This window comes from Pseudomonas sp. BN606 (assembly GCF_029873115.1).
Lineage (GTDB): Bacteria > Pseudomonadota > Gammaproteobacteria > Pseudomonadales > Pseudomonadaceae > Metapseudomonas.
In genome coordinates this window covers 162,776-173,636 of record NZ_SSOF01000079.1, presented here as the reverse complement: position 1 = coordinate 173,636, position 10,861 = coordinate 162,776, and the positions used below count along the sequence as shown (strand labels likewise).

Genomic DNA, 10,861 nt, shown 5'->3' with positions numbered 1-10,861 from the left:
TGGTCGTGCACCGCGCTCAGGCCTTGCCGTAGTCCCGCTCGACGTGGGCCACGCGGGTGCGGAATGCCCGGTACCACTCTTCCCGTCCACGCCGCTGCGCCTCACGGTGCTCGGCCTGGAGACGCCAGGTGCGGATGTCTTCTTCGCTGCGCCAGTAGGACACGGTTATCCCCAGCCCGTCGGCACCACGGGCGGATTCCACGCCAAGGAAACCGGGCTGGTCACCGGCCAGTTCCAGCATGCGCTCGGCGGTGGCGGCGTAGTCCTGCTCGGTCTCACTGCGCAGCGAGGTGAAAATCACTGCGTAGTAGGGCGGCTCCGGCGTCTGGGCAATCATCGGGCATTCTCCTGGCAGGCATTGACGAAGGCGTGTACCAGCGGTGGCAGGCGGCCGATCAGCGCAGCACGTTCCGGCTGGAAGAGGGTGGCGATGAAGAACGGGTGGTCGTCCAGTTCCACTGCGCGCACGGCCCCGGCGGGGTCCTGGGCGGAAACGCGCAGCGGACCTTGGGTGAGGGCTTCGCGGAAAGTCGGGTTGAGTCCATATCCGCAGAAGTAGCCCTCGAACGCATCCTCGGCGCCGTAGGCTTCGGCCACGCGCGAGCCGGGGGTCAGTCGTACGCGCTCCAGGGTATCCCGCAGGGCGCATGCAAGTGGGCTGATGACGGCGCGCGATGCATGGGGCACTTCTTCGGCGTGCTCGGCATCGGACCAGCCCAGCACATTGCGCGCGTACTCCAGCAGCGCGTGCTGGAAGCCACCGCAGGTGCCGAGAAATGGCTGGGCGTTGCGGCGCGCGTGGGTAATCGCTTGCAGAGCGCCTTCGGTGCTGCGGTAAGGAGTGGCGGGAATGCACCAGAGGCCATCGAAGCCGTCGAGCCGAGTCTGGCCAATGCGTTCCGTAGCCAACCAGATGCCTTCCACGTCTTTCCCGGTGGCCCGTGCGGCGAGCTCAAGGGCGTGGGGAATGGCACGGTGTGCGGTGATGTTGTCGTCCCTGTCGCCGACCAGGCCGATGCGCAGTTGCTTCATCTCTGTCCTCCATTGCCAGGCGCGGCTTGCGCCCGCTCCGGTCGACTATATAGTTGCGAAAAAGCAATCAATATTGGCGATTTGGCAAGGTGGGATTGCAGTGACGCAATACAAGATCGACCACGCCGACCTGGCCCTGGTCCTTGCGCTGGTTCGTGGTGGCACCCTGGCTCGGGCCGCTGAGCAGCTCAAGGTGGATGTCTCCACGGTATTCCGCGCCCTCCGGCGCCTGGAACAGGCGCTCGGCAGCGTGCTGTTCGAGAAAAGCCGCGCCGGTTACCTCCCCAACATGGCGGCGCAACTGCTGGCACAGCAGGCCGAGCTGGCGGAGAAGGCGCTGGAAGCGGCGCGATTGGGCCTGGAGCAGGGTAGCGAGGCTATCAGTGGCACCCTGCGCCTGACCTGCACCGACGCCGTACTCCACGGGCTGCTGTTGCCCGCACTCGCGCACTTCATGCCCGCTTATCCCGCGCTGGAACTGGAGCTGACCACCTCCAACGACTTCGCCAACCTCAGCCGCCGCGACGCGGATATCGCCCTGCGCCTGACCACCTCTCCGCCCGGCCACCTTGTGGGCCGCTGCCTGGGCCCGGTGCCCTACGTCCTCTGCGCGGCGGATGCATATCTGGCGCGCTGGCCCGAACGCGATCCGACGCGCATGGCCTGGATAGCCCCTGACGATTTCCTGCCCAACCATCCCAGCCTGGTCTGGCGTCGCCAGCGCTTCCCCGACGTGCAGCCCATGCATCGCTGCAACAGCATGCTGTCGGTGGCGCAACTGGTGCGTGCCGGCCTCGGTGTGGCGGCGCTGCCGGAATTCCTGGTGCGTGGCGAAGCGGGACTCACGGTTCTCGAAGGCGACCTGCCCGGCTGCACCAGCGCGCTCTGGCTACTGACCCGGCCGGACTGTCGTGCGCTGCGTTCGGTCATCACCCTGTTCGAAGAGTTGGGGCGACACATCCGGCTGCCAGGCGTCGCGGCGCAGAGCGGCTAACCTTGTTCTGGCAATGCTGCCCAAGTGCCAGTCCACCTGCCTGCAAGCCCCGGGAGGGCGCTATGTTCAAAGCCATACTCGCCATCATCGTCATCGCGTTACTCGGCGTGCTGGGGTACGCCGCGATCAGCCCGGATCATTTCCGCATCGAACGCACGACCACCATCGCGGCGCCACCGGAGAAGGTCTTCCCGCTGATCAACGACTTGCGCCAATGGACGTCCTGGTCGCCCTGGGAAAAGCTCGACCCGGCACTCAAGCGCAGCTACAGCGGCCCGAAGGAAGGCGTCGGCGCCGCGTATGCCTGGCAGGGCAACAACGAGGTGGGCACCGGGCGCATGGAAATCACCCAGAGCGAGCCGGCCTCGAAGGTGGAGATCAAGCTGGACTTCCAGATGCCCTTCGAAGCCCACAACACCGCCGAATTCATGTTGCGGCCGCAGCACGGCGGCACCCAGGTCACCTGGGCCATGTACGGGCCTTCGCCCTATACCCATCGCCTGATGCAGGTGTTCTTCGACATGGATGACATGGTCGGCAGCAAGTTCGACCAGGGCCTGGTGAACCTCAAGGCCGCCGCCGAGAAATAACCTGAAACGGACCGCTCGGCTCGTCAGCGGGCCGGGCGGCCAGGCAGAGCTATCCTCAGTTCCTCCCCCGTGGGGGCGAATTCATTCGCGAATGAATTCGCCACGACATTTTCTCGCGCCGCTGTCGATTCCCGTTGGCGCCGAACGACCAATGGGTGTCAGTACCCCGCAGCCACCCGAGGAGCCCATCATGAAATACCTGTGCCTGATCTATATCGAAGAAGCCAAGCTCGCCACCCTGACCGACGCCGACTACCAGGCGATCGCCAGTGAGTGCGTGGAATACACCGAGCAACTCGCCGCCAGCGGCCACTACCTGGCGTCCAATGCGCTGGAGTCGGTACGGACCGCCACCACACTGCGCCTGCAGGGCGGTCGCGTATCGATGACCGACGGCCCCTTCGCGGAAACCAAGGAGCAGCTCGGCGGCTTCTACCTGATCGAGGCGCGCGACCTCAACGAGGCGCTGCAGATCGCCGCGAAGATCCCGCCGGCACGCCTGGGCTGCATCGAGGTGCGACCTGTGCGCGAGCCCGAGGTCCGGCCGACCCTGGGTGCCGTTTCCTGATGCAACGGGGGGCCTGATGGACGAGGCCGAACTGCACAAGCGGGTCGAGGCGATCTATCGCAGCGACTCGCGCCGCGTCCTCGCAACGCTGATCCGTCTGCTGGGGGATTTCGACCTGGCCGAGGAAGCCCTGCACGATGCCTTCATCGCCGCCGTGCAGCAGTGGCCGCGGGACGGCATTCCGACCAATCCGCGCGCCTGGCTGGTTTCGGCCGGCCGCTTCAAGGCCATCGACGGCCTGCGCCGGCGCGCCCGCTTCGACGCGTCGAAGCGTCACCTGCTGGCCGAACTTGAAGAGGCTGCCAGTGAGTTCGAGGAGGGCGAGGATGTGGAGGACGACCGTCTGCGGCTGATCTTCACCTGCTGCCACCCGGCACTGCCCGCCGATGCCCAGGTACCGCTGACCCTGCGTGAAGTCTGTGACCTGAAGACCGAAGAAATCGCCCGCGCCTTCCTGAGTACGCCATCCACCATTGCCCAGCGCATCGTCCGCGCCAAGACGAAGATCCGCGACGCGCGCATTCCCTATCAGGTGCCGTCGCTGGCCGAGTTGCCGGAGCGGCTGGATAACGTCCTGCGGGTCGTCTATCTGGTGTTCAACGAGGGCTATTCGGCGTCCTCCGGCGACTCCCTGACCCGTACCGATCTTTCGGCCGAAGCCATCCGGCTGGCGCGGCTGCTGCTGGAGTTGCTGCCGGACCCGGAAGTGATGGGCCTGCTGGCGCTGATGCTGCTGCACGACTCGCGCCGTTCCGCCCGTGCCACCGACAACGGCGACCTGATCCTGCTGGATCAACAGGATCGCTCCCTGTGGGACCGGGCGCAGATAGCCGAAGGCCTCGCCCTGGTTACGCAAGCCCTGGCCAGCCGGCGCGTCGGCGTCTATGTGCTACAGGCCGCGATCAGCGCCGTGCATGCCCAGGCGGCGAGCGCCGCGCAAACGGACTGGGGACAGATCGTCGGGCTCTACGATGTGCTGCAACGGCTGGTCCAGTCGCCGGTAGTGGCGCTCAATCGCGCCGTGGCCATTGCGATGCGCGATGGTCCCGAAGCGGGGCTTGCCGAGGTGGACGCCTTGTTGGATGCCGGCGAGCTCAGCGACTACCACCTGGCGCATACCACCCGCGCTGACTTCTGCCGTCGTCTCGGACGCAAGGCCGAGGCGCGTGCGGCGTACCAGAACGCACTGGCGCTGGTACGCCAGGAACCCGAGCGGCGCTTCATCGAGATGCGCCTGCATGAACTGGAGGAGTGACGTCACCGTTCGTCGATCCCGGCGAGCGCATTGTCGAAGCCGGACAGCGGCCCACGACCAAGGGTGAACCCACCGGCAAACCGCCGACGGAACCCCTTTTCGGAACCAAGGAGACGCACCATGAGCAGCGAAACCCTCAAGGCCACCGCAGAGCTGGAAGTCCACGAAGTCTTCAACCAGTGGCTGAAAGCCGCCCGCGCCAAGAACGTGGACGCCATCCTGACCTGTTATGCGGACGACGTGATCGCCTATGACGCGATCCTCAAGTTGCAGTTCAAGGGACTCCAGGACTACGGCCAGCACTGGCGTTACTGCATGGAGATGTGTGCTGGCGACGGCATCTTCGAACCGGCCGACCCGACCATCCAGGCCGATGCCAATGTCGCCTTCCTGCACTGCCTGGTGCGCTGCGGCGGTGAGCAGGACGGGGAAGTGAAGACCAGCTGGATGCGCGGCACCCAGTGCTATGTCAAGCGTGGCGGACAGTGGAAGATCGTCCACGAGCACTTCTCTGCGCCCTTCGATATGGAAAGCGGCAACGCACTGTTCGATCTGCAGCCCTGACCGCCATCCCCTGCAGGAGCGACCTCTGCTCGCGAAGGCTCGCTCCCGCCAGGGTGGATCAGGCCGCCAGGCGTGGCGCCAGTTGCTCCAGCGTCACATGCCCCTTGAAGCCTCCATCGCTGAGCGCCGGCTCGCCGTCTTCGATGGCGCGGGCGAAGGTGATGGCCGGGTCGGCCTTCAGCTTCAGCAGGTAGCGTTGCAGGTGCGGGCACTCCCGGCCAAGGTCGAACAGCTTCATGTACTCCACCCAGCGGCTGACACCGGCGAAGTAAGCGTCCACCAGGCTGCGTTGTTCACCTAGCAGCCAGTCCCGATCCTGCAGCAGGCCATCCAGATAAGCGCATTGCACTCTCACGTCCGCAGTGCCTTTCTTGCGTAGCACGGCCTTGGTGGTGTCATCGCCATCGGCCATCTCGTAGGCCGCCCAGAGCGGTGCGAACGAGCCGAAGAAATCAGTCACCAGGTAGGCCAGCATCTGGCTCAGGCGGTCGTATTCCGGACTGCCCTGGATCGGGCACAGCTCGCTGCCCGGATTCCGACCGGCAAGGCTGAGCAGGATGGCCAGGCTTTCACTGACCGGCTGACCGCTTTCGGTCAGGAGGGCGGGTGTCTTGTTCAACGGATTGATGCGGGCGAACAGCGGGTCCCAAGGCTGCTCCAGCATCTCCACGCGGCACAGGCGGTAGGGCAGGCCGAGCCACTCGAGGGCCACGATCGAGCCGAACGAACAACCTTGCGGTACGCCATAGAAGAGAACGGGTTCCATAGTCTTGCTCCTTGTAGTGGGGGGTGAAAGGCCTTGCTGAGCGGCCGTGGAACCACCTTAGGAGTGAATCAGGCTATATTCCGCCCTAATTAATTTCGTGCCTGGAACTTTTTTCATGGAGCCTGGCCATGCCTAATCCAACCACCCGCGTGCTCGCCGTACTCGAGCTGCTGCAGACCCACGGCCAGCTCAGTGGCAGCGAACTGGCCCGGCGACTGGAGGTGGATAGCCGCACCCTTCGGCGCTACATCGCCACCCTCGAGGAAATCGGCATTCCCCTGACCGCCGAGCGTGGCCGCCATGGTGGCTACCGTCTGGTAGCCGGTTTCAAACTGCCACCCATGATGTTCACCAACGAGGAAACCCTGGCCCTGTCCCTCGGTCTGCTGGCGGTGCAGAACCTTGGTCTGGATCAGGCGGCGCCAGCGGTGGCCAGCGCCCGTGCAAAGCTGGAGCGGGTGATGCCGGCCAACCTCAAGCCACGGCTGCGGGCCCTGGGCGAAGCCGCCACCCTGGACTTGCCGGGATCGCGCGCCAATGCCAGTGAGCGCTGGTTGCTGGATCTCGCGGCCGCCACGCAGATGCGCCAGCGGGTGCGTTTCACCTACAGCGCCAGCGATGGCGAAAGCAGCGAGCGCGAGGCCGATCCGTATGGCCTGGTCTATCGCGCCGGGCGCTGGTACATGAGCGGCTACTGTCATCTGCGCCGGGATCTACGCAGCTTCCGCCTGGACCGGATGCAGGCTCTGCTGCTTCTGGACGCCCGCTTCGAACGTCCGCATGACTTCGACGCCGCCGCCTTCCTCACCGGAAGCATCGCCCAACTGCCCCGTTCGACGGCGGTCGAAGTGCTGCTCAAGTGCGACCTTGCCCGTGCCGCCGAGGAGCTAAGCAGCGGTATGGGCCTGCTGGAGCCGCAGGAGGAGGGCGTGCTGTTGCGTACCCGCACCGACAGCATGAGCTGGTTCGCCCGACAGCTGATGAAGCTGCCTTGCGATTTCGAGGTGCGCGAACCTGAGGCCTTGCGTGAGGAAGTTCGCGCCAGTGCCTTACGGTTGCTGAGGCTGGTGGAGACGGGGACGCCCACTGGCGAATGAACTCGCCCCCACAAGTCGACGCGAGGCGCTTCGTCAGCCGTTAAACTCGGCCATTCTTTCCGCACCGAGCACACCCATGGATATCGACCTGGCGCGCACCTTCCTGGAGATCGTTCGTACCGGCAGTTTCGTCGCCGCGGCCGAGCGCCTGCACGTCACCCAGACCACAATCACCGCGCGGGTGCACAACCTCGAGCAGCAACTGGATTGCCGGCTCTTCGTGCGCAATCGCGCGGGGGCGCGGCTGACCGCCGATGGCGAAGTGTTCGTTGCCTATGCCAGCCAACTGGTGCAGACATGGGAGGCTGCCAGGCGCGATTTGCCGCTGCCCGAGGGTTTTCGCGACGTGCTCAACCTGGGCGGCGAAGTCAGCCTGTGCAGTCCGCTGGTGCTCAGTTGGGTAATCCGCCTGCGCGAGCGCATGCCATCCCATGCGGTCCGTGCGGAAGTCGGTGAGGCGGGCCACCTGCAACAGCAACTGCAGCGCGGCCTGCTGGATGCCGCGCTGGTCTACCGCCCGGATTACTGGCCGGGCCTGCAAGTGGAGTTGCTGCTGGAAGAGAAGCTGATCCAGGTGCGTTCGACGACCAATCCCGAGCCCTACATCTACAACGACTGGGGCCAGGAATTCCGCCAGCGCCATGACGCCGCGCTACCGGAAAAGGCCAGCGCCGTGCTGTCCACCAATCTCGGGCCGCTGGCGCTCCACTACATCCTCCAGTGCGGCGGTTCCGGCTACTTCCGGGCCCGCGTGGTGCAGGGGCACCTGGAGAATGGCGAGCTGGAACGGGTGGAGAAGGCGCCGGAATTCACCTATCCCACCTACCTGGTCTACTCCCGCGAGAAGGATTCCCCGGCCCTGCGCCAGGCCATCGACGTGCTGCGCGACGTGGTGACCGAGGACATCGACTGGTCCCGGCGCTGGGACCCGATCTGAGCCGATCCCGCCAAGGTCAATCCGTAGGGTGCGCCATGCGCACCAGTGTTCCAGCACGGGATTGTTGGTGCGCGCGGCGCACCCTACGGAGCTGGGCAGCGATTGTGGGAGCGAATTCATTCGCGATTGAAATCGCTCCCACAGGTGTGTGCGGGACTCAACTCGCCAGCTGCAGTACCGGCTGCTGTTGCAGGTCCTGCAGCCAGTTGCGGTAGAGCGCAGCGATCAGGTCGCTTTGGCTGATGATCCCGACCACGCGGCCACTGTCGTCCAGCACCGGCAGGCAATGCAGGCCCTGGTCGGAAAGCAGCGACACCAACTCCACCAACGGCGTGTCCACGGTCACGCAGCGCACCGGCCGGCTCATCAGCCGCGACACGGGCGCTTCGCGGCGGGCGCGGAAGCGTTCGGCGAGGCTGCGGGGTGCCGTGCTGGCCGCGTGACCGAGCAGGTCGGAGAGGGTCAGGATGCCCACCAGGTGCTGCTTGTCGTCCAGTACCGGCAGGGCTTTCAGATGATGCTGGTCAAGCAGGCGCCAGGCCTCGCTGACTGGGGCCTCGGGGCCGATGGTGCGCAGGTCGCGGGACATGATCCGTGCCGCTCGCAGGTCGCCCATGGTGCGGCGCAGCGCGTGCTTTTCGGCGAGCTGGAGCAGGCGCTGGAGATCATCGCGGGTGACGTCGACGAAGCTGCCGAACTCAGCCAGTGCGCGGTCCAGATCAACCTCGGCGATGCCATTGCGCTCGCCGGGCAAGGGGTCGGCGGTCAGGTGCGGGCCGCTGGCAGGGTGCGCGACCTTGCGCGGGTAGGGGACGCCGCTGAGGTTGTTGAACAGCAGTGCGGTGTTCACCAGTACCAGCGACCCCAACAGTACGGGCAACAGCAGATGCCAGCCGAGCGCGGAGAAGACTGGTCCACCGAGCGCGGCCCCCAGGGCGATGGCGCAGCTGGGGGGATGCAGACAACGCAGCGCCTGCATACCCACCAGGGCCAGGCCGAAGGCGGTAGCAGCGGCGGCCAGCGGGGGCAGGCCCCAGTGGCTGACCAGCAAGCCGATGGCTGCCGCCAGCACATTGCCGGCGACCACTGGCCATGGCTGGGCAACCGGACTGGAGGTGACGGCAAACAGCAGCAGCGCGGAGGCGGAGAACGGTGCGATCAGGCGCAACGCCAGGTCGGTACCGAAAAGCTGATTGCAAACCAGCGCGGCGAGAAAGACGGCGATGCAGCCACCAATGGCAGCGCGCAGCCACTCCCGTGGAGGGGCATTACTGGCGTCCGGCAGCAGTCGCTGCAGCCAGAGACGCAATGGGTTCTGGGGCATGGGCATGACACTAGGCAGTTGAGAAAGGGAGAGGCCGGAGGCGCTGTACGGAAAGTGCCGGAGCCGGGCGGCTTTTCGTACAGACCCCTGGTCCTCTCAATCCCACCGGAGTGGGAAGCTCCATCCCTGGATATGGAAATGTTTTCTCTCGCGCACGGTTCCTCGGGAGCCTGCTTGCGCAGGCCACACCGGGCCGGGCGTCGGGGATGGGGGCATGCTAAGGGGTGAAAAAATAGAAGACTAATGAATGTTATTGCTTGTGTAGTGCAAAAAAAGTGCACTAAAGCACTGGGACCTGGAGATGAATTCCTGATTCTTTCTTCCCTTCCCAGGTGTTGCTCCAGCAACACCTGAGCAGCAAGTTGCCTGCTTAATTCAGGCTTGGCTGTTTGCTGAAATTACTAACTCGTTGATTTATAAATAAAAACAAAACTGGCACGGGTGCTGCTTTATCCCTCTGCAAGCAAGGTCGCGACTGTTCGCGGCGAAACAGCAGTGCAGAGAGCCCCATGTCGCAATCCCCGATTTCCGCCCAGTACCTCATTGGTATCCCCGACGCCCAGATCATTCGCAGCGATGCGCAAGCCATCGAAGTGGCCCATCGCGTTGCAGCCTTCCTGCTCGAGGGCGATGCCGAGCGCGATCGCACTCGCCAGGTTCCGTCAGAAGTCGTGGACGTGTTCTCCAACAGCGGCCTCTGGGGCATTACCGTGCCCAAGGTGTTCGGCGGCGCCGAGGTGAGCTACGCCACGCTGGCCGAGGTGATCGCCATCATCTCGGCCGCCGATGCGTCTCTCGGGCAGATCCCGCAGAACCACTACTGCCTGCTGGAAGACATTCGCCTGCAGGGCACCTATGAACAGAAGCGCCTCTTCTTCGGCCTGGCGTTGAAGGGCAACCGCTTCGCCAATGCCCTGTCGGAAACCGGCGGCAAGAACGTCCAGGACATCCAGACCCGCATCCGCCGTGACGGTGATGCCCATGTCATCAACGGTCGCAAGGGCTACTGCACCGGCTCGCTCTACGCCCACTGGCTGGCGGTGCTGGCCGTGGACGAAGACGACAAGGGCCAGCTGGCTTTCGTCCCGCGTGGCAGCGACGGGCTGGTGATAGTCGACGACTGGTCCAGCATCGGTCAGCGCAACACCTCCAGCGGCACGGTGCTGGCCCAGGACCTGCGGGTGCCGGCGACTAACCTGTTCCCCACCTACCGTTCCTACGAGAGCCCGACGCTGGCCGGCCCGTTCGCCCAGATCACCACCGCTGCCATCGATGCCGGGATCGCCCGTGCGGCCCTGCGCGACACCATCGCCTTCGTCCGTGAGCATGCGCGCCCGTGGATCGATGCCGGTGTGGAGAAGGCCAGCGATGACCCGCTGACCATCATCCAGGTGGGCAACCTGGGGATTCGCCTGGAAGCCGCCGAAGCGCTGCTGGAGCGTGCCGGCAAGGTAATGGATGCCGCTCGCCCGGCACCGGACGAGGACAATGTGGCCGCCGCCTCGGTAGCCGTGGCCAAGGCCAAGGTGCTGACCACCGAAGTCGCCATCGAAGCCTCCAACAAGCTGTTCGAGTTGGGTGGCACTCGATCCACCCTGGCGCGCCACAACCATGATCGCCACTGGCGAAATGCCCGCGTGCATACCCTGCACGACCCGGTGCGCTGGAAGTACCACGTAGTGGGTAACTGGCTGCTCAACGGCGTGAAGCCTCCGCGTCACGACTGGTCCTGAG

12 protein-coding genes are annotated in these 10,861 nt (G+C 65.2%); 8 read left to right on the top strand and 4 right to left on the bottom strand.

Translation table 11 applies throughout. The features are described 5' to 3' along the window. Positions 1 to 16: 16 nt before the first annotated feature. Positions 17 to 337 carry an antibiotic biosynthesis monooxygenase gene (locus E8E75_RS22015; protein WP_120652334.1) on the bottom strand — a complete coding sequence of 107 codons (321 nt, stop codon included), beginning with the start codon at positions 335 to 337 and terminating at the stop codon, positions 17 to 19. Next, positions 334 to 1,032, bottom strand: coding sequence for a CTP synthase (locus E8E75_RS22010; RefSeq protein WP_153917717.1), 699 nt, complete (start codon positions 1,030 to 1,032; stop codon positions 334 to 336). Before E8E75_RS22010 ends, E8E75_RS22015 begins: the two co-directional genes overlap by 4 nt. A 100-nt stretch (positions 1,033 to 1,132) precedes the next feature. Here E8E75_RS22010 and E8E75_RS22005 point away from each other — a divergent pair, with 100 nt between their 5' ends. From E8E75_RS22005 to E8E75_RS21985, 5 genes are all read left to right on the top strand, one after another. Next, complete coding sequence (locus E8E75_RS22005) at positions 1,133 to 2,026, top strand: LysR family transcriptional regulator (RefSeq protein WP_280359781.1); 894 nt, start codon at positions 1,133 to 1,135, stop codon at positions 2,024 to 2,026. Between the two features lie 62 nt (positions 2,027 to 2,088). After that, entirely contained in the window at positions 2,089 to 2,616 is a 528-nt protein-coding gene (locus E8E75_RS22000; RefSeq protein WP_120652330.1) for an SRPBCC family protein, read from the top strand. A 190-nt stretch (positions 2,617 to 2,806) separates the two neighbouring features. Beyond that, positions 2,807 to 3,184, top strand: coding sequence for a YciI family protein (locus E8E75_RS21995; protein WP_120652328.1), 378 nt, complete (start codon positions 2,807 to 2,809; stop codon positions 3,182 to 3,184). A 31-nt stretch (positions 3,185 to 3,215) separates the two neighbouring features. Next, positions 3,216 to 4,439 (top strand): RNA polymerase sigma factor, encoded by a 1,224-nt coding sequence (locus tag E8E75_RS21990; RefSeq protein WP_153918004.1) that lies wholly within the window; start codon positions 3,216 to 3,218, stop codon positions 4,437 to 4,439. A gap of 120 nt (positions 4,440 to 4,559) precedes the next feature. Then, positions 4,560 to 5,003 carry a nuclear transport factor 2 family protein gene (locus tag E8E75_RS21985; RefSeq protein ID WP_153917722.1) on the top strand — a complete coding sequence of 148 codons (444 nt, stop codon included), beginning with the start codon at positions 4,560 to 4,562 and terminating at the stop codon, positions 5,001 to 5,003. A 58-nt stretch (positions 5,004 to 5,061) separates the two neighbouring features. On the opposite strand, the gene E8E75_RS21980 is transcribed toward E8E75_RS21985, so the two are convergent. Continuing rightward, positions 5,062 to 5,769, bottom strand: coding sequence for a glutathione S-transferase family protein (locus E8E75_RS21980; protein ID WP_153917724.1), 708 nt, complete (start codon positions 5,767 to 5,769; stop codon positions 5,062 to 5,064). Between the two features lie 128 nt (positions 5,770 to 5,897). Here E8E75_RS21980 and E8E75_RS21975 point away from each other — a divergent pair, with 128 nt between their 5' ends. Continuing rightward, positions 5,898 to 6,866, top strand: a complete 969-nt coding sequence (locus E8E75_RS21975) for a YafY family protein (protein ID WP_153917726.1) — start codon at positions 5,898 to 5,900, stop codon at positions 6,864 to 6,866. 76 nt (positions 6,867 to 6,942) lie between these two features. Next, positions 6,943 to 7,803: a LysR family transcriptional regulator gene (locus tag E8E75_RS21970; RefSeq protein ID WP_120652321.1), complete on the top strand. Its 861-nt coding sequence runs from the start codon at positions 6,943 to 6,945 to the stop codon at positions 7,801 to 7,803. Positions 7,804 to 7,960: 157 nt separating this feature from the next. Here E8E75_RS21970 and E8E75_RS21965 read toward each other — a convergent pair whose 3' ends face one another. Continuing rightward, positions 7,961 to 9,127: a CBS domain-containing protein gene (locus E8E75_RS21965; RefSeq protein ID WP_120652319.1), complete on the bottom strand. Its 1,167-nt coding sequence runs from the start codon at positions 9,125 to 9,127 to the stop codon at positions 7,961 to 7,963. Positions 9,128 to 9,636: 509 nt separating this feature from the next. Between E8E75_RS21965 and E8E75_RS21960 the strand changes: the two genes are divergently transcribed. Next, positions 9,637 to 10,860, top strand: a complete 1,224-nt coding sequence (locus tag E8E75_RS21960) for an SfnB family sulfur acquisition oxidoreductase (RefSeq protein WP_153917729.1) — start codon at positions 9,637 to 9,639, stop codon at positions 10,858 to 10,860. Position 10,861: the final 1 nt, after the last annotated feature.

Excerpts from the sequence above, each read along its gene's own strand:
- E8E75_RS22000 (WP_120652330.1), top strand. The coding sequence starts at position 2,089 with ATGTTCAAAGCCATACTCGCCATCATCGTCATCGCGTTACTCGGCGTG.
- E8E75_RS22015 (WP_120652334.1), bottom strand. The coding sequence starts at position 337 with ATGATTGCCCAGACGCCGGAGCCGCCCTACTACGCAGTGATTTTCACC.
- E8E75_RS21980 (WP_153917724.1), bottom strand. The coding sequence starts at position 5,769 with ATGGAACCCGTTCTCTTCTATGGCGTACCGCAAGGTTGTTCGTTCGGC.
- E8E75_RS21960 (WP_153917729.1), top strand. The coding sequence starts at position 9,637 with ATGTCGCAATCCCCGATTTCCGCCCAGTACCTCATTGGTATCCCCGAC.
- E8E75_RS21965 (WP_120652319.1), bottom strand. The coding sequence starts at position 9,127 with ATGCCCCAGAACCCATTGCGTCTCTGGCTGCAGCGACTGCTGCCGGAC.
- E8E75_RS21985 (WP_153917722.1), top strand. The coding sequence starts at position 4,560 with ATGAGCAGCGAAACCCTCAAGGCCACCGCAGAGCTGGAAGTCCACGAA.
- E8E75_RS21975 (WP_153917726.1), top strand. The coding sequence starts at position 5,898 with ATGCCTAATCCAACCACCCGCGTGCTCGCCGTACTCGAGCTGCTGCAG.
- E8E75_RS22010 (WP_153917717.1), bottom strand. The coding sequence starts at position 1,032 with ATGAAGCAACTGCGCATCGGCCTGGTCGGCGACAGGGACGACAACATC.
- E8E75_RS21995 (WP_120652328.1), top strand. The coding sequence starts at position 2,807 with ATGAAATACCTGTGCCTGATCTATATCGAAGAAGCCAAGCTCGCCACC.
- E8E75_RS21970 (WP_120652321.1), top strand. The coding sequence starts at position 6,943 with ATGGATATCGACCTGGCGCGCACCTTCCTGGAGATCGTTCGTACCGGC.